Source organism: Marnyiella aurantia (assembly GCF_014041915.1).
In the GTDB taxonomy this organism is placed as follows: Bacteria; Bacteroidota; Bacteroidia; order Flavobacteriales; family Weeksellaceae; genus Marnyiella; species Marnyiella aurantia.
Window position 1 is genome coordinate 1,828,985 of the sequence record NZ_CP059472.1, and the last position, 24,080, is coordinate 1,853,064.

The window sequence follows — 24,080 nt, forward strand, 5'->3', positions numbered from 1 at the left end:
TTTCTAAAATTTCCTTTTGTAGGCCAGCAGTGTGTTTTTCATCAGCATGGCGCGGGTCATCGGACCTACGCCTCCCGGTACAGGGGTGATCCAGGATGCTTTTTCGACACAACTGTCAAAGTCTACATCACCTTCCAGGTGGTAACCTTTGGGTCCCTCATCTTCAACACGGGATATACCTACATCAATAATCACGGCGCCATCTTTAATCATATCGCCTTTCAGGTACTTAGGAGCTCCCAGGGCTACAATTACAATATCTGCGCTTTTAGTATATTCTTCAATATTCTGAGTGTGACTGTGTACCACGGTTACCGTAGCATTGCCGGGGTTACCTTTTGTACTCATAAGGATGCTCATCGGTCTTCCGACAATTCGGCTGCGTCCTATAACCACACAGTGCTTCCCCTGGGTGGGAATATTATATCTTTCCAGCAAAGTCATGATGCCATAAGGTGTAGCAGGCAGGTAAGCTTCCATTTCAAGAGCCATTCTGCCGAAGTTCTCCGGGTGAAAACCGTCTACATCTTTTTCAGGGCTTATCGCCTCAATCACTTTTTCTTCATCCATTCCCTTTGGAATAGGTAGTTGGACTATAAAACCGTCAATATCACTGTCCGCATTCAGTTTTTCAATTTCGCTCAGCAACTCAGTTTCAGTTATGGTGTCATTAAACTTCAGGAGTGAGGATTTGAATCCCACTTCCTTACAGTCCTTCACCTTGCTGCTTACATAGGCTTTGCTGGCACCGTTTTCGCCTACTAGTATCGCTGCTAAGTGTGGAGGTCTCTGTCCGGAAGAAACAATCTCGTCTACTTCACTTTTAATTTCCTGTTTAATGTCTTTGGAGATCTTAAGTCCATCCAGAATCTGCGCCATATTTATTTTACTTTTATTATTTAATGTATCTTCAAAATCATAACCAGGCCCCCTCAGTCTTAACAACTATACCAAAGCCCTTTTTTTCCCTGAAATTCTTGCTTTAATTACCTCTATTTTATACTGATGCAAAATTAAAGTTATATTTTGGTGTTTGCACAGTAAGTCCGGCCTGTTATTTCTGATTTTTATAGTAGTTAATTAGGCCATTGGTTGAACTGTCATGGGAACTAACCTCTTCTTTGTCCTCAAGTTCAGGAAGTATCCTTCCCGCTAAGGTTTTTCCGAGCTCCACCCCAAACTGGTCGAAACTGAAAATATTCCAGATAATGCCCTGTACAAAAATTTTATGCTCATAAAGTGCGATGAGCTGTCCAAGTGAAAATGGCGTGAGTTCCCTGAATAAAAGAGAGCTGCTTGGTGTATTGCCGTGGAATACTTTATGATTCTGAATTTTTCTTATTTCTTCTTCGGACTTGCCTGCCTTCCTTAGTTCGTCCTGCACTTCGATGGGTGTTTTTCCAAACGCCAGCGCTTCTGTTTGGGCAAAGAAATTGGCGAGAAGTTTTTCCTGATGATCGGAAACATCATTGCAGGACTTCACAAACGCGATAAAATCTGCCGGAATAAACTCAGTTCCCTGATGGATGAGTTGATAAAAAGCATGTTGACCGTTGGTGCCTGGCTCGCCCCAAATTACAGGTCCGGTTTCATACTGAACGAAATGACCGTTGCGGTCCGTACATTTACCGTTGCTCTCCATGTCACCCTGCTGAAGATAAGCTGGGAAACGGTCGAGATACTGTGAATAGGGAAGTATTGCATAGGTTGAAGCGTGATGAAAATTTCTGTACCAGATTCCCAAAAGTGCCATGATAACAGGTACGTTTTCCTGAAACTCAGCTGTCCGGAAATGAATGTCAGTCTCATTTGCACCTTTCAGCAGCAGTTCAAAATTTTCATAGCCCACGGCCAGCACTATACTCAGACCAATAGCGCTCCACAGGGAATAACGGCCGCCTACCCAGTCCCAGAACTTAAATATATTCTCTTCGGCTATGCCGAATTCCTTTACAGCTTCAGTGTTTGTGGAAAGTGCCACAAAATGTTTTGCCACATCATTTTGAGTGCCTTTGCGCAGGAACCAGGTTTTTGCAGATTCTGCATTTGTCATGGTCTCCTGGGTTGTAAAAGTCTTGGAGGCTATTATGAAAAGGGTAGTCTCTGGATCCAGTTCCTTAACTGTTTCAGCAATATGATTGCCGTCTACATTGGAAACGAAATGAACATTTAATTTGGTTCGGTAGTGCTTCAGTGCCCTGCACACCATTGCGGGTCCCAAATCTGAGCCGCCGATCCCTATATTCACAACATCGGTGATCTCTTTTCCGGAAAATCCTTTATGCCTGCCCGAAATTACCTCCTCAGAAAAGGACTTCATCTGGTTCAGAACCTTTTTTATGGCAGGTTTTATATTTACACCATCTACCCTGATTTCTTCCTCTGAAAAATCCCTAAGCGCCGTATGCAATACCGCCCGACCTTCTGTTTCGTTAATGATATCGCCGGCAAACATATTCTGAACAGCGGTCTTCAGTCCGCATTCTTCGGCTAAATTTTGCAATAGTTGAAAAGTCCTGTCGTCTATGAGATTTTTGGAAAAATCAAAGAGATAGTTTTCTCTCAGGACGGAAAATTGTCTGAACCTTTCGGAGTTATAATTGAAGAGTGTCCGCAGCTCAAAATCATTCTTGGCGAAATGTTCGCTAAGGGCCGTCCAGGCATTGGTTTGGGTAGGATTAATCTTGGGCAGCATACGTGAGGTTTTTGGTCACCCGGTCGGGTTTTAAAGTGCTAATTTACGGAAAATTGTATGGATGGAGAAAAGCCACAGAAAAACCTCCGGCACACATGCCGAAGGTTAATAAATTCCTCTGTACATTTTATCTTACTGTACAACTACTTGTCAGAAAGCTGCGGTTTCACGTGCAGATTTATTTTCCTCCTCCGCAGGAGATAGATTATCAGAGCACCCACCAGTAGTAATGGCCAAAGTGTCACCAAGCCAACAATCAGTTTTTGGGTTAGGTAAAAGCCTTCAACAAAGGCATTCGTACTTTCATACAGGAAATTGGATTTGTACTTATTGTCCATATTGCGCAGATTTGTAACCGCGATTTCTGCCACACGTACATTGGGTTCTTTCAGAAAAATATCTACTGTACTGTATTTAAGTCTGTCGCTCATCTGCATATTGGAAACCTTCTGATAGTTGCCCTCAGCCATATTCTGGTCTCCAAGTTTCACTTTGTCTTTGTTAGCCTGTATTTGGCTGATGTTATTGGCAGTGCTTTTAATTCTGTCTGCCTCCAGCTTTGCCAGTTCAATATTAGCAGTTACATCTTCCGCAAGAATGACCCTGGAGTTCAAAAATATTTTGCGGTCATTGATGAACTGTAGCAGAACACCGAGTTTTTCGGTAGGGACCCGAACCTGCATATTGTTTTCAGTCTGGAATTTTCGCAGCATTACCGCATTTTCATCACTGGTGTTAAAGGTTTCTTCGGAGATGACACGGGAATTGAGTCGGCTTGTGGTCACAAATCCACCCATTTCCTGCAAGGACTTTTCAATTGCTACGGTTGCTTCGTAAACATCTTTCACTTCCATATCCACTTCCGCGGTTTTAATGAATCTTTTTCCTTCTACCTGCATTGTTGCGGCTGTGCTGATGCTGTCGGTTACCGGGAAGGGACTGGCCAGTCCGTCCTGGGCTTCATCGGCACTGCCGGTATATTCACTCTATTACATGCGGCTACCATAAGCAGAAACATACTGCCTAAAACAATTTTTGATTTCAAAGTTTTCATAAGCTGTCTTTTTGTTGATTTGTTAATTCAAAATTGCTTTTGAATACTTATGAATCTTTGTAAAACACTTTTATACTTTGCGTAAAACAATGTGTGTTTACAGAGGGTTGTAAATCAAGGGTTTGTAAAATTGGTTTCAGGAAGTTTCTACAAAACCTTATTTAAAAATCATGATGAAAATGCAGAAAACAGGTTACTGAGAGTCAAACCGTTGTGGTTTTAAACAAAAAAAACTCTTCAATTATGAAGAGCTTTTCAACGTAAATAAATTCGGTTACTTTTCCAGGGCAAGTTCAACTACCTCACTCATCCGGTTTACGTAACTGACCGTAATATTTCTCAGATAATCTTTCTTGATCTCCTCTACATCCTTTCTGTTGGCCTCGCACAAAATTATGTGGGTGATACCCGCACGGGTTGCGGCCAGTAATTTCTCTTTAATTCCGCCCACAGGCAGCACCTTGCCGCGGAGGGTAATCTCACCTGTCATGGCAAGATGAGGTTTTACCTTTTTGTTCTTAAAGCTGGAAACGATTGAAGTGAGCATAGCGATCCCGGCAGACGGTCCGTCCTTAGGTGTAGCACCTTCCGGAACGTGTACATGTATGTTTTTTTTCTGCAGATCGTCCGAAGAGATACCCAGGTAGTCATGCTTCGCTTTAATATATTCCAGGGCAATGGTTGCAGATTCCTTCATTACATTCCCAAGGTTTCCGGTCATCGTAAGGTTTCCCTTTCCTTCACTTAAAATACTTTCGATGAAGAGAATATCGCCACCTACCTGGGTCCACGCCAGACCAGTAACAACACCGGGTACATCTGAAATTTCTGAAAGGCTTTTTGGCCGCGGTACACCCAGGATTTCATCCACTTTTGCGATGGATATCTTAGGTTCATACTCTTTTTCCATAGCAGTTTGCAGTGCAACCCAGCGTGCAACAGCGGCAATCTGTTTTTCCAATCCGCGAACACCGCTTTCCGAAGTATGAGCATCTATAATATGCTTCAGTTCGGCATTACCCAGTTTAAAAGACTTTGCGGTAAGTCCGTTTTCTTCCTGCTGTTTCTTTATTAAATGCCTTTTGGCAATCTCAACTTTCTCTTCCAGAGTATATCCTGCAATCTCAATGATTTCCATACGGTCCAAAAGCGGACGCTGAACTGTAGAAAGTGAATTTGCTGTTGCAATGAACATCACTCTCGAAAGGTCGTATCCTAATTCCAGGAAATTATCATAGAAAGAATTGTTCTGTTCCGGATCCAGTACCTCCAGCAGTGCCGAACTGGGATCACCGTGAATTCCCTGGCCGATTTTATCGATTTCATCCAGTACAATTACGGGATTGGATGTGCCTGATTTCTTTATAGATTGAAGTACACGACCTGCCATGGCACCAATGTAGGTTTTACGGTGTCCGCGGATTTCAGATTCATCGTGCAGGCCCCCCAGTGATAATCTTACATATTTCCGGCCCAATGCATCCGCTACAGACTTACCAAGCGATGTTTTGCCTACACCCGGAGGACCTACAAGACAGAGGATGGGCGATTTCATGTTGTTCTTCAGTTTAAGAACTGCCATATGCTCCAGGATTCTCTTCTTAATGTCGTCCAGTCCAAAATGGGCTTTGTCCAGAATTTTTTCGGCTTTATTGATGTCAAAAACATCCTTAGTGTAAGTGTCCCATGGAAGATCTGTAAAGAAATCCAGGTAGTTGCGCTGCACGTTATAGTCGGGCGAACTGGGGTTTTGGCGCTGGAGCCTGTTCAGTTCTTTTTGGAAGTGATTCTCGACGTCCTCGCTCCATTTTACATTCTTGACCTTGAGCAGAAGTTCCTCCACGTCGGATTCGGGCCCTCCGCCTAACTCTTCCTGAATGGTCTTCATCTGTTGATTTAGGAAATAGTCGCGCTGCTGTTTATCCAGGTCTTTAGATGTTTTCTGATGGATTTGGTTACGAAGTTCCAGGATTCTGAAATCGTCATGCATCATCTCATAGCAGGTCTGAGCCCTCTTCAGCAGGTTTTTTTCCTCCAGCAGGCTTTGTTTCTTGCTGGCATTGAAATTGGCATTCGCACAGATGAAATTCAGGAGTTCATCCAGACCCTGAATGTTTTTAATGGCGAAGTTTGCAGCATTGGGGATGCCGGGGTCCAAAGCAATTATTTTTTCCGCAAGATCCTTAATGTTTTCAATCAGAGCTTCAAATTCCTCTTTATTTCTGGCCGCACTGTCTTTCAATTTTGTAATTTCGGCTTTGTAATACGGTTGGTTTTCTACAAACTGTTTTGTTTTAAACCTGCCATATCCTTTTGTTATAGCCGTAACATTCCCTTCGGGCAACTTAATAATCTTTAAAATTTTGGCATAAGTACCTATTTGATAGAGGTCATGTGCTTCAGGGTTATCTACTGTTGCATTTTTCTGGCTTATAATGCCTATGAACTCACCACTTTGTTGTGCTTCTTCAAGCAGTTTTATTGAATTTTTGCGGCCGGCGGTAATTGGAACAATTACTTTTGGGAACATTACCATATTCCGGACCGGCAAAATAGGGAAAAGCGTCTGGCTGGTATTGCTTTCCGTCTCCTCAAAATCCTTCAGGTTTATCTCTTCAGCTACTAGGCTGAAACCATCATCTAAAATATCATCAAAATCCATTCTCTGTTGTCTCTCTTTTACACCATGACAATCTGTCATTTCGGTTAGTAGCCCATTCTGAATAATCATAGCAACAGGAGCTATAAATATAAGCAGGCAATTTATACAGGCAGGTTCCCAATTCCTGTGCCAATGAAATTTTCATAAAAGAATGCGGACAAAATTTCCTTCAGGCACGCCGGATTGTACTTCTCCCATAAAAATGATGCTATATTTCTCTTGTTTCTTAAAAATGTGTATTTTCGCTGACTGATAAAATATAGATTACAATATAATGGCAATTTTAGGCGAAATTAGAAAACGACCGATTTTATTAATGGGGATTATTGCCCTGGCGCTTCTTGCGTTTCTGGTTAATCCGGATACGTTTGATAAGCTCTTTGGCAAGGATCCAAACATTTTGGGAAAGGTAAACGGAGATGAAATTACAAGAGAGGAGTATTCTGATCAGCTCTTTGTCCTGCAGCAACAGGCACAGCAGCAGGGTCAGCCAGCTACCGGTCTGGAAGAGCAGGCCTGGCAGATGATGGTTCAGAGCAAACTTGTACAGCAGCAGTTTGAGAAAATGGGTCTGGAAATGACCGATGATTACTTCTGGAGCCAGCTTCAGTTCGATCCGATGTTTGCTCAAAATCAACAAAATTTCGATGAAAAGGGAAATTTTCGTCTGCAGGAAATAAAGAAGCAGGTAGAATCACTTGAAAGCGGTGGAGATGTTCAGTCTTTGAACCAGTGGAAAAAGATGCGGAAATCCATTGAGTACCGCATGATGGCACGCGAGCTGTTCTCGAATATCAATTCCGGTATTACGATTGGTAAGAAAGAGGTGGAAGAGATCATGAGACAACGCGACAATCTTGCCGATATTGATTATGTTAAAGTTGATTATTCGTCCTTCCTTCAGAAGAATCCCATAAAAGTAACCACCGAAGATATTGCTGCTTATATTAAAAAATATCCAAACACCTATAAAACCGATGCCAGTGTAAATCTTGGTGTGGTTTATTTCCCGGCTCAGGCCAGCGCACAGGATGATGCTGCCAAACTGAAGGAAATAACAGGACTTCTAACCGGTGGAAATACAAACGGAGGCGTTGTAGAAAACTTCCAGAATACTGCAAGTGATTCCATGTTCGTAATGCTGAACTCGGATATGCCTTTTGATAACAGATATCTTGGTGAAAACGAACTGCCGCCATCCATCAGGGAATGGGTGAAGGGTGCAGCACCGGGACAGATTACAGGTCCTTACAAAGAACAGAATGTATATGTACTGTCCAAAATGTTAGACCGCAAGCCTTCTGACTCAGTGCTTTCAAAGCATATCCTGATCGCATATGAGGGCGCACAAAGATCTACAGCAACACGTACCAAAGAGCAGGCTAAAAAGACAGCAGACAGTCTTTATGCAGTTATCCAAGGAAACTCTGCAGCATTTGCTGAAGGATTAAAGATCTCTGACGAGCCGGGAGCTGTTGAAAGAAACGGCAGCGTAGGTTGGGTAACTCCTGCTTCACCATTTGATCCGGCATACCTGAACTTCCTGATGAGCAATCCAAAAGGGGCTACAGGGGTGCAGGAATCCAGTTTCGGATATCACATCATCAATATTGAAGACAAGAAATCAGGTTCCATGACCTATAAGCTGGCCAATATTGTAAAAGCCGTAACGCCGTCTGAGCAAACAGAAAATACGGTAGATAAAAATGCCAGACGTTTCATTCAGCAGGTCCAGGGTAAATCATTTAATGATTTTGCAAATATTGCTAAAAAAGGTAATTTTCTGTTCAGTAACCCTAAAATGGTAAAAAGATTTGAAGGTCAGATTTCCGGACTGGGGACACCTGAAGATGCAGAAATCATTGCCTGGGCTTTTGATAAAAAAAGAGAGAAAGGTGATACTGAATTCTTTGTGGTAGACGGTACAGGTGACCGTGTAGTTGCGATACTGAACGGCAAGCAGGAGAAGGGTCTTGCAGATCCGGAATCCGTAAGGGAACAGATAGAGCCCATCGTAAAAAATCAGTTGGCCGCTAAAAAGATCATTGAGAAAATGAATGCTGCCAAAGCAGGAAGTCTGGATCAGGTTGCCAAACTGTTTGGTACCGCAAAACAGACTACTCAGGTTAATCTTCTTAATCCTTCCGTTGGAGGTTCCATGGAGCCACGCGTGGCGGGTGCTGCCTTTGGAGTTGCGAAAGGAAAAGTAAGCAATCCGGTAGAAGGTATGACCGGTGTTTATGTGGTACTTAAAAAGTCTGAGACATTGAACAAGCAGCCTGGCGACGTCAAGCAGATGACTGAATCCATGACTCAGCAGAATGCAAGTTTCTTCGGACAGTCATTCATCAAGAGTCTGCAGGATAATGCCGACATCAAGGATTACAGAATTGAAGTGTGGGACAAAGGGGTAACCCAATAAATAAATAGTAATGAAGCGGCCGGAATGGCCGCTTTTTTTGGCCTTGTATTTTCAAATTAGAGATGGAGAAAAAATCCTATCTTTGCTAGACTTAAGTTATACCAATTTAGATGAAATTTTCAAAAGAGATAAAAGCAGGGCTTATTGCTGTGCTTTCCATTGTCGGCTTTGTGCTGATTTTTCAGTTTATGAAAGGCAAAAGCCTCTTTACCACCGATAATATTTTCTACGCAAAATATAATAACGTGGAAGGTATTGAGCCCGCCAGCAAGGTTTCCATTAATGGGCTTAAAGTGGGGCAGGTAAACACCATTATACCGGTTACGGATAAGAACGGAAGGGTGTATTTCGTAATATCCTTTGCGGTGGACAATGATTTTAAATTTTCAAAGGAGTCTGTTGTCGAGGTTTTTGAACCCGGAATCATGTCTGCTAAGGAAATGAGAATTAACCTTGCCTACAAAGGCCCAACGGCTAAGGACGGAGATACCCTTGTAGGAAACTATAAGCCGTCCTTAATAAACAATCTTGGCGAGCAGGTGGGTCCGGTAAAAGATCAGTTGGAAAGTGTACTTAAAAAAGTAGATTCACTGGCCTACAGTGCAAATCAGGTGTTGGATGACAGAAACCGTGCGGAAATCCGTGCTTTGCTCATCAGTCTGAACCGGACCGTGGCATCATTTGAAAATACAAGCCGTCAGGCAAATTCCCTGGTTGCCAATAACGACCCGAAACTTCAGCGTGTGCTGGACAATGCCAATGTAACAATGATGTCCGCCAACACTGCGGTGGACAAATACGGCAGACTCGCAGAGAGTATCGATACCCAGAAACTGAATGCAACAGTTGCTAATCTGGATGCTACTGTAAGCAAACTGAATAATGTAATCTCCGGAATCGACAGAGGCGAGGGATCCTTAGGTAAGGTAATGAAGGACGAGGAGCTGTACAATAATCTGAACTCCGCTTCAAATAACCTGAATGCCTTAATTGAAGACCTGAAAGCAAACCCGAAGCGATACCTGAATTTTTCCGTATTCGGCAAGAATACCAAAGACTAAAACTCCTTTTCAATATGCAGTATATTGACAATATTATTTTCCTGGTTGCCCTGGTTGCGGGTTTCGGACTGTTTTTCAGAAGTCTGAAAGAAATTTACAGAAACATTAAACTGGGCCGTGCCATTGACCGGACGGACCGCCCCGGTGACCGCTGGAAAACCATGGCTAAAGTGGCTATGGGGCAGAGCAAGATGGGAAAGCGACCCATTGCGGCGATCCTTCACCTTTTTGTTTACGTAGGTTTTGTGATCATCAACATTGAACTGCTGGAAATTATGGTTGACGGTATTTTCGGAACCCACCGCTTTCTGGCTTCCGTCATCGGAGATTCTCTGTATGGTTTCTTTACAGCTACACTTGAGGTTCTGGCCCTGCTCGTAATTATGGCAGTAGTAATCTTCTTCATCAGACGAAACTTCTATGGAGTAAAACGTCTGACGATGAAAGAACTCTTCGGTTGGCCGAAACAGGATGCCAACTGGATTCTTATCATTGAATTTGCCCTGATGACCGCCTTCTTCACGATGAACGCTTCAGACTGGGTACTGCAGCAGAGGGGTTTGCTGGCTACTCACGGCAGTTTCCCGGTTTCCTCAAATATTCTTGCACCGCTGTTCAGCGGCCTGGGCGATGGTACTTTATATTATCTGGAGCGTGGTGCCTGGTGGTTTCACTTCATAGGAATCCTGTTCTTCATGAACTACCTTTACTACTCTAAGCATCTTCATATTATATTGGCTTTCCCGAATACCTGGTACGCGAATCTGCAGCCAAAGGGTAAATTCAATAACCTGGCATCGGTGACTGCGGAAATCAAGCTGATGATGGATCCTAATGCCGATCCCTACGCAGCCCAACCGGATGCAGATCCGAATGCGGTGCCGGATAAATTTGGAGCCAACGACATCTTCGACCTTAATCAGGTACAGTTGCTCAACGCTTATTCCTGTACCGAATGCGGTAGGTGTACCGCCGTTTGTCCTGCAAATATTACCGGTAAGAAACTTTCGCCACGTAAAATAATGATGGATACCCGCGACCGTATTGAAGAGGTCGCCTGGAACATCAACAAAAACGGCAAATTTGAGGACGATGGCAGAAAATTGCTTGACGACCATATACAGCGTGAGGAAATCTGGGCATGTACAACCTGTAATGCCTGTGTAGAGGCCTGTCCTGTACTTATAGACCCGCTCTCCATCATTATGGAGATGCGCCGCTTCCTCGTAATGGAACAGTCAGCAGCACCTCAGGAACTGAACCTGATGATGACGAACGTGGAGAATAATGCCGCACCGTGGCAATACAATCAGGCCGACAGGTTAAACTGGGCAAACGAGTAAGGTGATGATTTGAAAATAGGATGATGCGAATTTGTTTTACAGTAAGCGTCACATCATCACATCAACTAATTAGCAAATTAAACAATGGATTTCACTATAAAAACAATGGCAGATTATGCTGCCGAAGGAAAATCTCCGGAAGTTCTGTTCTGGGTAGGCTGTGCCGGAAGTTTTGACGACCGTGCGAAGAAGATTACACGTGCATTCTGCAAAATTCTCAATAAAATTAATGTTGAATTTGCCGTACTCGGACCTGAGGAAAGCTGCACCGGCGACCCAGCCAAACGTGCCGGAAACGAGTTCGTTTTCCAGATGATGGCACTCACCAACATTGAAATCCTGAATGCCTACGATGTAAAGAAAATCGTGACGGCCTGCCCACACTGTTTCAATACCATCAAGAATGAATACCCTAACCTGGGCGGAAACTATGAGGTGATTCACCATACGCAGTTCCTGAAACAGCTGATGGAAGAGGGAAGGCTAAAAATTGAAGGCGGCAGTTTCAAAGGAAAGAAGATTACCTTTCATGATCCCTGTTATTTGGGACGCGGAAACGGCGAATACGAAGCCCCACGCATGCTCCTGGAGAAGCTGGATGCTGAACTCGTAGAGATGAAGCGCTGCCGGACTAACGGATTATGCTGTGGTGCCGGAGGTGCCCAGATGTTTAAAGAACCTGAAAAAGGTAATAAGGACATCAATGTAGAGAGGACTGAAGAAGCTCTGTCGGAAAAGCCAAATATTATTGCTACCGGTTGCCCGTTCTGCAACACCATGATGACAGACGGAATTAAGCACTTCAACAAAAATACAGAAGTAGAGGTTAAGGACATTGTTGAGCTCCTGGCCGAAGCTGAAGATCTCTAGGTAGACACGAGATTTCAGACCTTAGATTTCAGATGTAGAAATGTCTGAAATCTAAAATCTAACATCTAATATCTAAATCTATGAAAATCGAAGAATCCAATATAACAGAAACCAATGACTACCGGGTAATTATCTATCCAGCGTCACGGCCATTCACACCTAAGGAAAGTAAAATAATTACGGAGAAGCTCTATGATTTCCTGGCTACCTGGGCTGCTCATGGAAAACCGCTGTCTTCCTCTTTTAAGATTGAAAAGAATCAGTTTATCGTTGTTTGTGTTGATGAGGAAAAGGAAGCTGCTTCCGGCTGCTCAATCGATTCCCTGGGCGGCGTAATGAGAGAGTTGGATCAGGAATTCAGCCTGGGACTTTTTGACCGGATGAAAGCAAGTTTTGTTGAGAACGGCGAAATCAAAACCATGAAACTGCAGGATTTCCGCAAAGGTTTGAAGGAGGGTGCCATTTCTACCCAAATTGAGGTTTTTGACTTCTCAAAGAACACCTATATTGCTTTCCTGAGCGATTTCCTGCTGCCACTGAACAAAAGTTGGGCGGGTGCTTACATCAGCTAGAAAAAGAAGGCGAAACCATTTGCAGGAATCTTTTTGCTGTGCAGCTGAACCAAATCTGTTAATTGCCCATGCTCAAAATCCTATTTCTTACAACTGCCCACCAATATGATGATGACAGGATTTTACATCATCAGGCCAAAGAACTGGTTTCACAGGGGCATAAGGTGAAGATTTGCAGCCTTTCCTCCAACTATCTCGGCGAGATAGAAGGTGTTGAAATTGAGTCACAGGCAATCCTGAATGAAAGTGCCACTGGTAAACTGGAGTATTTGCGGAAGATTTGTGCACGGTTCAATCCAGACCGTATTATCTGTTCGGAACCTCTTGCAGTTATCGCTGCCTGGCTTGCGACACGAAAATCTAAGGCAATTACCGTCTATGACGTTACTGAATGGTACCCATCCACAAGGATGGTAGCAACTTACCCAACTCTCCTTAAACCCTTTCACGCCCTGCGTTTTTTTCTGATCCAGCTTTTTGCCGGCGCGGTAAGCGACCGGTATATATTTGGCGAGCCAAGTAAGAAGTTTCCGTTATCCTATATTTTTCCCTTCAAAAAAAAAATACTGTTGCCGTATTATCCCATGAAAAGGTATATTACAGAAAAGATTAATGTTTTGCGCCGGGACAGCATCACTTTAGCTTATACCGGAACATTCAGTAAGGAAAAAGGGATAGAGCATTTTTTTAATGCTGCCTCTGAACTCCGGACCCGCAGATCTAGCCTTAAATTAAATATCCTCCTTGTCGGAAGTGCGAAAGGGAAAGAAGGTGAGGCATATTTTGACTTTATTCTTAAAAAATACCATTGGGAGAATATTCAGATTCTTCCGCCTGTGCGTCTTGAGTCCTTCACCGAAAGCCTGACCGAAGCCGATGTCTGTTTTGATTTGAGACCTATAACATTTGAGAATGACCACTGCCTTCCTATAAAGATTTTTTACTACGCCGCCGCCGGTAAACCGGTAATTTATTCGAATCTGAAAGCAACGCGCAATGCCGTGGATGTTGGCAAATTCGGCTGGCTGGTAAACCCCGAAGACAGCGCAACAATTGCAAGCCATATTGAAAGCTATCTGGACAGCCCCAATATTTACCGTAAGCATGCATTGAATGCCCGTGCGGCATTTCAGACTAAATACAATTGGGACCAGATTAAAGCATCGTTTACTGAATTTATAGTGGACAGTAAAAATTAAGTGGATGCAGAAAACCTTCATCCATACTTTTCTCTCACGGGCTCTTATCCTGATTCTTAATTTTGGAATCATCATTTTCGCGACCAATGTCTGGGGCAGTCAGGGAAAGGGAAGCATTTCCATGCTTATTGCCGATCTGGCCATTATCGGGTTCATCAGCAATATCTTTGTGGGCAGTATAACCTACCTTACTTCAAGATATAAAACGGCAGATATCCTGGGTATAGCCTATGTATGGTCAGTAGTCGTGGGCATTTCCATTCCCTTGGTTGTCCATTTTGCCATACGTCCGGTTTACGATCTAAGATATCTTGTGCTCCTTTCTGTGCTGTTTTCACTGCTTACGTCTAATATCAACCATTTCATTGGTAAACAGGATATTGCAAAATTCAATCTGTACACCATCCTGCAGCAGGGTGTCCATCTTGTATTCATTTTGGCAGCCTTCTATATTTTTGGTATTACCAGTCTCAATACCTATTTTATAACGCTTATTGCCTGTTATGGCGTCCTTTTCTTTGTAAGTACCCTACAGCTTTCCACTGAATCCAAACTGCCGGAATTTTCATTCTCCGGCGCGGTTATCCGGAGCATGTTCAGTTATGGTTGGAAGACGCAGCTAAGCGCCTTAATGCAGTTCATGAATTACAGACTTTCGTTCTATTTCCTGGAAGTATACCGGGGTATTGCCAGTGTAGGCGTATTTTCTATAGGTGTTGCCCTATCCGAAGGTATTTGGGCAGTGAGCAGGAGTCTTTCCACGATACTGTATTCTAAAGTTGTGAACAGCAGTAACCAACTGGAGTCGGTTGATGCCGCCAAGGTTGCGATAAAGCTCAGCTTCCTTGTGACTTCATTTTTTGTTCTGATTATACTCTGTGTACCGGCAGAAGTTTACACTATTGTTTTTGGCGAGGCTTTTTATCAGACCAAACTTATATTTATGCTCCTGTCACCTGGGATTCTTGCCATAGCGGTAAGCAATATTGTGGGTTCCTATTTTGCAGGCGTAAACCGGCTTCAGGTACTGAATATAAAGTCATTTGTAGGGCTGGCCTTTACCGTTATTTCGTCCGTCTACGTCATTCCGAGATGGGGCATTATTGGCGCCTGCGTGGTGACTACCATTTCCTATTGCCTGTCTTCCGGAATCCTGTTCTGGAAGTTCTATAAGGGCACAACTTTCAAAGTTGCAGATTTACTACCTACGAAAGCAGAACTTACATTTGTAAAGCAATTTTTCTCAACGGGGAATAAATGACTGGTTCGGTGGAACTCTGTATATTTGTTACCATGAAAAACGTATTATTTTTCCTTTCCATAATTCTTTTATCAGCAGTTAGCTGCCGCAGCGATAATCCGGATGATATCCAGCGGATTGATCAGGTGCTGAATATTTATATCGATTCGCTGGGCCAGGATATGCTGGACAATACAATACCCGGCTCTTATATTACTGTCAGCATGAATGATGTGGACGGCCTTACCGATAATGCTCCGGTACTGGTAAATCTGATGAAAGATGAAGCAAATGTCTCTTTTATCAAGTATACCGCCGGCGCGACAAGGACTCTTGTTGAAACTATGCCTGATAATTCACAGTTGTACCGCTCCAGGATCGCCCTGAATATGAGAAAACAGCTTAACGACAGCGTACAAGCCGTTACAAATGATACGTTGGTGCTAAATTATTCACTCACGCCTCAGGTTTTTCAACTTTCTACGGCATTTTATAATGGTATACCTGTTTTCAGCAAAACACCGGGCGCACCCAATGTCATCAAAATAAACAAATAATCCGTAAATTCGCACGGTACAGGGGGTTGCCGGCGGTACTTCAAGCATACACCCTTCAGTTCTCAACTTCAAATAATAGAAATGTTACAAGTCAGTTACTTACGCGATAATAAAGACCTTGTGCTGCAGGGCCTTGCAAAAAGGAATTTTAAACAATCTTCTTTGGTGGATGATGCCATCCGTCATGACGACGACAGAAAGAAATACCAGTTTGACCTGGACCAGAATCTTGCCGAAATGAACCGTATTTCCAAGGAAATCGGTATGTTTATGAAAGAGGGCAGGAAGGAAGAGGCCGAGGCTGCCAAAGCCAAAACTGCTCAGTTCAAGGAAAACGTTCAGAATCTGCAGCAGCAGCTTAAGGATTCCGAAGCCAAACTTCAGGAGATCCTTTACCTGATACCAAATATTCCTTTCGAAAAAGTGAAAGCAGGTACTACTTCGGACGATAATGAAATCATATTCCAGTCCCATGATGTTCATGGTTTGGGCGAAGGCGCCATACCTCACTGGGAGCTTGCAAAGAAATACAACCTGATTGATTTTGAACTCGGAGTTAAGATCGCTGGTGCAGGTTTTCCGGTATATCTGGGCAAAGGGGCACGTCTGCAGCGCGCTCTGGTTCAGTTCTTTCTGGACAGGAACGTGGAAGCAGGATATGAAGAAGTCAATCCGCCACACGTGGTTAACGAAGCCTCCGGTTATGGTACAGGTCAGCTTCCGGACAAGGAGGGACAGATGTATTTCATCAATGAAGATAACCTGTATCTGATCCCCACCGCCGAAGTACCCGTGACCAATATGTACCGCGATGTAATTATTGATGAAGCAGACCTGCCTGTTAAAAACACAGCCTTTTCCCAGTGTTACCGCAGGGAAGCCGGAAGTTACGGCGCCCACGTTCGCGGACTGAACCGGTTGCACCAATTCGAGAAGGTAGAGATTGTCCGTCTGGAAAAGCCGGAAAACTCATATGCTGCGCTGGAAGAGATGGTAGAGCATGTAAAAGGTCTTCTTACAGACCTGGAACTTCCTTTCCGGATCCTACGGCTTTGTGGCGGCGATATGGGCTTTACCTCCGCCATGACTTATGATTTCGAGGTGTGGAGTGCCGCTCAGGAAAAATGGCTTGAAGTTTCGTCGGTATCTAATTTCGAAACCTTCCAGGCCAACCGTCTGAAATGCAGATTTAAAGGGTCGGGTAAAACACAGCTTGTACACACACTTAACGGTTCAGCTCTGGCGCTGCCGCGTATAATGGCCGCGCTGCTGGAAAATAACCAGACCGCCGATGGGATTAAACTTCCTGCCAAAGTAGCGGAATATGCGCGTTTTGACATAATTGGATAGCTAAACTTATTGTGATAATTGTAGAAACCACCTGCGAAGGTGGTTTCGTTTATTTGGTGTAGATGATGACCTTTTGGTCTTTGTTTTTCAGGTTCTTACCGTCATCCCAGATGTCGGCACTGCGAACATTGATACGGATTGTTTTGCTGTCTATCTGCTCTACAAAGTCATGCTTGCCTTCAATAGACTTTATCGGTTTTTGGAATTTGAGGGTATTGGTAAAGTTTCCGTTAAACATTTTTGCCATCCCAATGATACCTGAGGCCATCTGTCGGCCGTAGGCTTCAATGGAGTCCTGTTTTGTACGCGGCGGGACCGCCTTATCATTCGTCTTGATTTTCTGTATTTCATAGAGCGATTCAGCGATATTGAACTTCTGGGTATTGATTTCCAGTTTCTCGCCGTCCCATTTGGCGATGTCCTGCAGAGGGATGGATTTCAGTTCCTTTTTGCTGGCGAACAGACTAGCTACCTCTTCAGGCATCAGCTTATCGTACTTAAGCGACAGTCCCATGATTTCATCCTTCTGGCGGTTTACTTTTACATACATTTTCTTTAATGCGCCAACTTCCTTTTCATTCAGGACTACCTTTCCGTCCTTCTGCATATCGTACAGACTCTGCCAGTTTGCAGAAAGTTTGGTAATGTCCGGCAGTGATTCTGATTTACCGGAAGTATTCAGCATTTTCAGAATCCCCATTGTACTCTGATCCATTAATATACTGGATTCCATACTTGTTGCAGCATCCTTATAGTAGGTAGTTTCAGTATTTACTGAGCATGACTGCAAAATACCGAGCGTTCCTGCAGCCAGCCACAGTGTTAATTTCTTGAACATATTCCTTTTGTTTTTGACTTTTTTGATTCAAAAGCGGGACCAAAGTTAAAGGCCACCCGAAGGCAGCCTTTGTTCTAATTATGATTTATAAAAATCGGTTAATGACAAGTGGAATGATCTCCCTGGTGGTGTTCTGCTGAGTTATTATGGTTTACCTGCATTGCTTCGTGCGTTGGAGAGAGGTAAGGGATTCCCAGCTCCATACCGCGTATTACGAAGAGCATACCCAAAACAAGCATCATTATCGGAATAACCTTAAGGATTTTAATTCTGAAAGCATTAGTCATCAGGTTACCCAGTAATACGACTGCAAACATAAACGGAAATGTGCCTAAGCCGAAAATTGCCATAAATAAAGCGCCTTGCCAGATGCCACCGGCTGCCAGCGAAGCTGTAAGCGCCATATAGACCATTCCGCAGGGCAGGAAACCGTTAAGGATACCGGTGGTAAACCTGGAGCGGTAATCGGCTTTTTGCAGGAGGGAAGCAAGTTTCTTCTTCACCTTCAGAAGCAATCCCGACAAAAAAGGAATTTTCGAGGCGAAATCCTTTCCGCCAAAGGAGAACAGTGCCATAAAAATCAGGAGAATACCTACAGCAATTGTAAGGTACTGCTGGAGACCTGCGATATTAAACCCTTCGCCTACCAAGCCGAGCAGTGCTCCTAGTATAGAATAGGTTACAATCCTGCCCAGATTGTAGGTTATATTTTGCAGGTGATAGTTGGCCGCCTGTTTCCTTGTCAGTCCCATAGACATTGCAATGGGTCCGCACATGCCTATGCAGTGAAATCCTGACCCGATGCCCAGTACCAGGGCTGATAACAGAAGTGCATTTTCCATATTACCATACTAAATCGTAATCCAATTGGTAGTTCTTCTCTGCTCTTGTCCAGTGTACACGAAGTACATAGTTGCCTTTGGCTAGTACTGCCGCAGGAATAAAGAGGCTGTTTCTGCCATCCAGCTCCATTTCTTTTATAACGTCCAGTTTCTGGTCTTCCGCACGGTGCAGATCAATGCTGAACTGGGTATTTATATTGTTGTATTCCTGTGGGAACGTAATCCGGATCCCCATTTTATCCTGAGAATATTGAGGTTTTTCCGGCAATCCGTTGGCAAGGGACTTTGCATCAATAACGTCCTGATACGCAAGTTCAGCTTCATAATAGTCATCAGTAATCAGTTCAGAATTCTTCCAGGTGCTTGTAAAATAAAAGATCATGGAAAGGATAAATATGATGAACAGCCCGAGTGCAAGGGCAACTCCATGGCCCCAAGTGAATTTTTTAAGCATTTTGATTATAGTTAAAACTGTAATTTAAAAGGTCCTTCAAAATAAGTATCATACTCATCTATGAGTTTACCCTCCGGATCGTAAATTCCGATAGTAATATTCTGTTTCGCTCTCGTAATCTCATTTTCCGGGAAAGACACTGATACAGATCCTTTGGTCATTTTGTCTTTATCCACCACCACAGTTTGCGTACCGTTTGCGGAAACTATTCCGTGGTCGGGATTGGTAATTTTAAGCGTTACCGCTTTCTTATCGTTTGTTTTGTTTAGTAAAGTGTAGTTATAGGTATTATATATTCTGCCATCGCGAATGATGAAGGAAGACCCTACAGGCTTGATGAATTTTGCTTCCATTTCGCCTCTGTTATAAAGAAGAAATCCTAAGAAGCCAACAAGAAGTGCCAGAACCAGTGTATAGGCTTTCATCTTGTTACTGAATACAAATGGCTTCTGCTGCTCAATCTCATCTTCGGTAGCATAGCGGATCAGTCCTGTAGGAAGTCCAACTTTTACCATCACCTCGTCACAGGCGTCTATACATGCAGTACAGTTTACACATTCCAACTGTTGTCCGTCACGGATGTCGATACCGGTCGGGCAAACGACCACACATTGGTTACATGCAATGCAGTCGCCTTTTCCGGCGGCTTTCCGGTCTTCACCCTTACGCCATTTTGAACGGTTTTCGCCCCGTTTGAAGTCGTAGAATACATTTATAGTCTGTTTGTCAATCAATACTCCCTGAAGTCTTCCGTAGGGGCATACAAGTGTACAGACCTGCTCACGGAACCATGCAAATACAAAGTAGAATGCGCCGGTAAAAAGAATCATCACTAGGAAATTGCTGGGATTCGCGAAAGGCCCTTCCTGCATGATTTGGAAAACACGGCGGTAGCCCACGATGTACATGAACATAAAGTGGGTAATGATTACGCTGATGAGCGCAAAAATAGTCCACTTTAGACCTCTCTTCCAGATTTTCTCGCTGTCCCATGCCTGATTATCCAGGCGTATCTGCTTGTTACGGTCACCTTCAATGGCATATTCAACCTTACGGAAAATCATTTCCAGGAAAATAGTCTGAGGGCAAATCCACCCGCAGAATATCCTGCCGAAAACTACAGTAAAGAGTAAGATGAAAACTATGGAAGCAATAGCTCCCAACGCGAGTATAAAGAAGTCCTGCGGATAGAACGGTTTACCGGCTATATAAAATTCCCGGTCCAGGACATTGATTAGCAGTAATGGATTTCCGTTAATTTCAATAAAAGGAATTCCGAAATAGATGGCTAATAAAATAATTGAGACCAGATACCTGTAATTGGTATAACGGCCTCTGGGTTTTCTGGGGTATACCCATTTTCTTTTGCCGGACTGATCCATGGTGCCTACAGAATCCCGAAATGTTTCGGGGCTGACCACCTGTCCCTGTCCGCCACTGTATTTTGTATCTTCTGACATAATTTATATTTAACGGAAAAAACATAACCCGTTACCTTTTCAATGTTGAATCAATAACGAATTATGCTTATACTATTTCATGTTCTATTTTTTATTCTTCCCAGTTGGCAGGATCTCCCTGAGGGGCCTGACCTCCCTGCGCCGGAGTGACCGGTTGTTTTTCCTGGTTAATGTGATACACATATGCTGCCACATTCTGGATATCAAATCCACTAAGTACACCATTCTTACCGAATGCCTGCATGGTAGGGTTGTTCTGTGAACCGTTTTCAACCATATGAAATACATTTTTAAAAAGTGTTTTCTCCGGTTGGTTTATCCAGTTGTTATCTGTAAGGTTTGGTCCAATTCCTCCTTTTCCACCTTCCATATGGCAGGAGATACAGTTGGTTTTAAAAACCTCCTCGCCGGCGGCAATATTATCTGCCGAGTAAACAGCGTTATCTATCGTTGGTGGTGGAGTTTCCTTCATCCATTTTTCGATGCTTGCAATCTGTTCCTTGTGTTCAACTTCATATTCTTTATATGGATCTGCAAAATCGGTAAGGAAATACGAGGTCATATACACGATACAATAAGCTACTCCAAAGTAGAACAGTCCCAGCCACCATTTTGGCAGTTGGTTGTCCAGCTCCATAATACCGTCAAAACCATGGTCGATCAGGATATCTTTTTCAACAGTATTGGACTGCTTCTTGAAAGCCGCATCGTACAGTCTTTTGAAATACGGAGTGTTCTTACCTTCCAGATATACTCTTTGCTCGTCCGGGCTCAGTTTCTTGAACTGGTCATTTTCAATAAGGTCTCCAATAGCGCTGTGAATGAAAGCCATCACAGAACTGATTACTATCGTACCCACGAAATAGGGCGAAGTAATAAAGGAGGTATCCTGTACAAACATATAGTACAGTATGAATAAGATACTCAGTATAATCAGGATGTTAATATAAACCGGCGTTCTATGTTTCATGATGTTTTAGTTTTTTGTATTAAAAGGTTGATCGTCGTCTAAGGGTGCGTTTTCCTCTTCACGGTAATGTTTCTTAGGCCTGCTGAACACATAGAACACAAGTCCGAGAAAGAATACCATAAGGAGAAGCAATGAAATGATCTGGAGCCAGGTTGCGCCATCGCCATTTGCCATTATATCCTTTAAACTTTGCGGTATCATAATACTTAATTTAGCGTTACCTGTTAATCGTTACTTGCTGTTTTGATTTCAGTAGTCTTGATATCGGTACCCAACCTCTGCAGGTAGGCAATCAGTGCGATGATTTCCTTTTTCTCAAGCTCGCCAGCCGGTCTTTGTGCATAGGCAGCCTTCAGGTCAGGAGCTTCGTTATAGATTTCCTGAACAATCATGGACGCCTGCGTATTAGCCCACTGATCTGCTGAATCTATTTCCGGTTTTGTGTACGGAACATCAAACACGTTTTTCATCAGATTCAGTTTCGCCGTCATATCGGAACGGTCCAGGTCATTTGTGATGAGCCATGGGTAACGTGGCATAATGGAACCTGCAGATGTAGATCTTGGGTTATACATATGCTTATAGTGCCATGAACTTGGGTTCTTGCCACCCTGTCTGTGCAAATCCGGTCCCGTTCTCTTGGATCCCCAAAGGAATGGTCGGTCATATACAAATTCTCCAGCCTTGGAATACTGTCCGTTCTTACCGTTGAAACGTACAACCTCGTCACGGAAAGGACGGATCATCTGCGAGTGACATGCATTACAGCCTTCGCGGATATAAAGGTCCCGACCTTCAAGTTCAAGTGGTGAATAGGGCTTAACCGCCGAGATAGTTGGCACATTTTCCTTAATGGTAAGTGTAGGAATGATCTGTACCGAACCTCCGATTGCCACTGCAATGAATGACAGGATAGAAAGGTAAACAGGCATTCTTTCCAGCCAAAGGTGTGCACCTTCGCCTTCTTTTCTCTTTTTCGTGATATTACCCAATGCAGGAGCTTCTGCAGGAACTTCTTTCTGGAATGATCCGGATCTTACTGTCTTAACAATGTTCACCGCCATAAGAAGTGCACCGATTAGGTAAAGTCCTCCACCTACAAATCTCATGATATAGTAAGGGATAATTGCAGTTACCGTGTCTAGCCACTGTTTGTAAACGAGGGTTCCGTCCGGGTTGAACTGCTTCCACATAAGTCCCTGAGTAAATCCGGAGATATATAAAGGTACTGCGTAGAAGATGATACCCAATGTACCAAGCCAGAAGTGCCAGTTGGCAAGTTTAACAGACCATAACTTGGTTCTCCACATGATAGGAAGTAAGTAGTAAATCATACCGAAGGCCATGAAACCATTCCAGCCTAATGCTCCAATATGAACGTGACCAATAACCCAGTCAGTGTAGTGACCGATTTTGTTCAATGTTTTTGTTGCCAACAACGGCCCCTCAAAGGTTGCCATACCGTAGCAGGTAATTGCCACAACGAAGAACTTCAGAACAGGGTTTTCCCTAACCTTATCCCAGGCACCTCTAAGTGTAAGTAATCCGTTAAGCATACCTCCCCAGGACGGTGCAATAAGCATGATGGAGAAACCGGTAGCAAGAGCCTGAGCCCATCCCGGTAAAGCTGTATACTGAAGGTGGTGAGGACCAGCCCAGATATATACGAAGATCAGTGACCAAAAGTGAATAATGGAAAGCTTATATGAAAATACAGGTCTGTCTGCAGCTTTTGGCAGGAAATAGTACATAAGACCCAGAATTGGAGTCGTAAGTACAAACGCTACGGCATTATGACCGTACCACCACTGTACAAGAGCATCTTTCACACCGGCGTAAGCCGAGTAGGACTTCCATCCTGCAAATGATACAGGTACTTCAAGGTTGTTGAAGATATGAAGCATCGCAATTGCAATCCAGGTACCGATATAGAACCAGATGGCCACATAAAGGTGACGTACACGTCTGATCGCTATTGTGGCGAACATATTGATACCGAATATAATCCAAATTACTGTGATAAGAATGTCAATTGGCCATTCGTGCTCAGCATATTCTTTAGAGGTGTTAATTCCCATGAAGAAAGTGATCACTACGGATACAATCATTAACTGCCATCCCCAGAAATGGATCCAGGAAAGGGTGTCGCTCCACATTCTTGTTTTCAGCAGTCGCTGCGTAGAGTAGTAAGCTCCGGCAAAGAAGCCATTACATACAAAGGCGAAAATTACTGAACTGGTATGCAGCATCCTGATCCGTCCGAATCCAAATGCACCTTGAGAATCTATAAGGCCCTGGATGTTTCCGGCCGCCAGACTTTTTATGGTGTCATCATCACTACCCAGGAAAAATTCCGGCAGCTCAGGATAAAACAGCATTAAGGCTGCTGTGAGGCCAAATAAAAACCCTACGATCCCAAATATGACGGTTGCGTATAGAAATGCCCGAACAATATTATTGTCGTAACTAAACTTTTGTGTTTCCATATTAA

20 protein-coding genes are annotated in these 24,080 nt (G+C 43.5%); 9 read left to right on the top strand and 11 right to left on the bottom strand.

Annotation, left to right across the window (positions count from 1 at the left end; genetic code table 11):
* Positions 1–3: 3 nt before the first annotated feature.
* From folD to lon, 4 genes are all read right to left on the bottom strand, one after another.
* Entirely contained in the window at positions 4–879 is an 876-nt protein-coding gene (folD, locus tag H1R16_RS08450; protein ID WP_181887015.1) for a bifunctional methylenetetrahydrofolate dehydrogenase/methenyltetrahydrofolate cyclohydrolase FolD, read from the bottom strand.
* 175 nt (positions 880–1,054) lie between these two features.
* Positions 1,055–2,695: a glucose-6-phosphate isomerase gene (gene pgi / locus H1R16_RS08455; protein WP_181887014.1), complete on the bottom strand. Its 1,641-nt coding sequence runs from the start codon at positions 2,693–2,695 to the stop codon at positions 1,055–1,057.
* Positions 2,696–2,838: 143 nt separating this feature from the next.
* Complete coding sequence (locus H1R16_RS08460) at positions 2,839–3,594, bottom strand: DUF4349 domain-containing protein (RefSeq protein WP_181887013.1); 756 nt, start codon at positions 3,592–3,594, stop codon at positions 2,839–2,841.
* 429 nt (positions 3,595–4,023) lie between these two features.
* Positions 4,024–6,411, bottom strand: coding sequence for an endopeptidase La (gene lon, locus H1R16_RS08465; protein ID WP_181887371.1), 2,388 nt, complete (start codon positions 6,409–6,411; stop codon positions 4,024–4,026).
* Between the two features lie 274 nt (positions 6,412–6,685).
* Between lon and H1R16_RS08470 the strand changes: the two genes are divergently transcribed.
* From H1R16_RS08470 to serS, 9 genes are all read left to right on the top strand, one after another.
* Positions 6,686–8,833, top strand: coding sequence for a SurA N-terminal domain-containing protein (locus H1R16_RS08470; protein ID WP_181887012.1), 2,148 nt, complete (start codon positions 6,686–6,688; stop codon positions 8,831–8,833).
* 110 nt (positions 8,834–8,943) lie between these two features.
* Positions 8,944–9,894 (top strand): MlaD family protein, encoded by a 951-nt coding sequence (locus H1R16_RS08475; RefSeq protein WP_181887011.1) that lies wholly within the window; start codon positions 8,944–8,946, stop codon positions 9,892–9,894.
* A 14-nt stretch (positions 9,895–9,908) separates the two neighbouring features.
* Entirely contained in the window at positions 9,909–11,237 is a 1,329-nt protein-coding gene (locus H1R16_RS08480; RefSeq protein ID WP_181887010.1) for a (Fe-S)-binding protein, read from the top strand.
* An 84-nt stretch (positions 11,238–11,321) separates the two neighbouring features.
* Positions 11,322–12,107, top strand: a complete 786-nt coding sequence (locus H1R16_RS08485; protein ID WP_181887009.1) for a (Fe-S)-binding protein — start codon at positions 11,322–11,324, stop codon at positions 12,105–12,107.
* Between the two features lie 80 nt (positions 12,108–12,187).
* Positions 12,188–12,679 carry a hypothetical protein gene (locus H1R16_RS08490; RefSeq protein WP_181887008.1) on the top strand — a complete coding sequence of 164 codons (492 nt, stop codon included), beginning with the start codon at positions 12,188–12,190 and terminating at the stop codon, positions 12,677–12,679.
* Between the two features lie 68 nt (positions 12,680–12,747).
* Entirely contained in the window at positions 12,748–13,878 is a 1,131-nt protein-coding gene (locus H1R16_RS08495; protein WP_181887007.1) for a glycosyltransferase, read from the top strand.
* 4 nt (positions 13,879–13,882) lie between these two features.
* Positions 13,883–15,139 (top strand): MATE family efflux transporter, encoded by a 1,257-nt coding sequence (locus H1R16_RS08500; protein WP_181887006.1) that lies wholly within the window; start codon positions 13,883–13,885, stop codon positions 15,137–15,139.
* Positions 15,140–15,171: 32 nt separating this feature from the next.
* Complete coding sequence (locus H1R16_RS08505) at positions 15,172–15,675, top strand: hypothetical protein (RefSeq protein ID WP_181887005.1); 504 nt, start codon at positions 15,172–15,174, stop codon at positions 15,673–15,675.
* 81 nt (positions 15,676–15,756) lie between these two features.
* Positions 15,757–17,025 carry a serine--tRNA ligase gene (gene serS / locus H1R16_RS08510; RefSeq protein WP_181887004.1) on the top strand — a complete coding sequence of 423 codons (1,269 nt, stop codon included), beginning with the start codon at positions 15,757–15,759 and terminating at the stop codon, positions 17,023–17,025.
* Positions 17,026–17,074: 49 nt separating this feature from the next.
* Here the strand turns inward: serS and H1R16_RS08515 are convergent, their stop codons facing one another.
* The 7 genes from H1R16_RS08515 to ccoN form a co-directional block, all read right to left on the bottom strand.
* The gene (locus tag H1R16_RS08515; RefSeq protein WP_181887003.1) at positions 17,075–17,863 is read right to left on the bottom strand and encodes a hypothetical protein; all 789 of its coding nucleotides are present in this window, start codon (positions 17,861–17,863) and stop codon (positions 17,075–17,077) included.
* Between the two features lie 98 nt (positions 17,864–17,961).
* Complete coding sequence (locus H1R16_RS08520) at positions 17,962–18,705, bottom strand: sulfite exporter TauE/SafE family protein (RefSeq protein ID WP_181887002.1); 744 nt, start codon at positions 18,703–18,705, stop codon at positions 17,962–17,964.
* Position 18,706: 1 nt separating this feature from the next.
* Positions 18,707–19,159 (bottom strand): FixH family protein, encoded by a 453-nt coding sequence (locus tag H1R16_RS08525; protein ID WP_181887001.1) that lies wholly within the window; start codon positions 19,157–19,159, stop codon positions 18,707–18,709.
* An 11-nt stretch (positions 19,160–19,170) separates the two neighbouring features.
* Entirely contained in the window at positions 19,171–20,619 is a 1,449-nt protein-coding gene (ccoG, locus tag H1R16_RS08530) for a cytochrome c oxidase accessory protein CcoG (RefSeq protein WP_181887000.1), read from the bottom strand.
* A gap of 91 nt (positions 20,620–20,710) precedes the next feature.
* Positions 20,711–21,589, bottom strand: a complete 879-nt coding sequence (locus tag H1R16_RS08535) for a cbb3-type cytochrome c oxidase N-terminal domain-containing protein (protein ID WP_181886999.1) — start codon at positions 21,587–21,589, stop codon at positions 20,711–20,713.
* A gap of 6 nt (positions 21,590–21,595) precedes the next feature.
* Positions 21,596–21,790: a cbb3-type cytochrome oxidase subunit 3 gene (locus H1R16_RS08540; RefSeq protein ID WP_181886998.1), complete on the bottom strand. Its 195-nt coding sequence runs from the start codon at positions 21,788–21,790 to the stop codon at positions 21,596–21,598.
* A gap of 23 nt (positions 21,791–21,813) precedes the next feature.
* Positions 21,814–24,075 carry a cytochrome-c oxidase, cbb3-type subunit I gene (ccoN, locus tag H1R16_RS08545; RefSeq protein WP_181886997.1) on the bottom strand — a complete coding sequence of 754 codons (2,262 nt, stop codon included), beginning with the start codon at positions 24,073–24,075 and terminating at the stop codon, positions 21,814–21,816.
* Between the last annotated feature and the right edge of the window lie 5 nt (positions 24,076–24,080).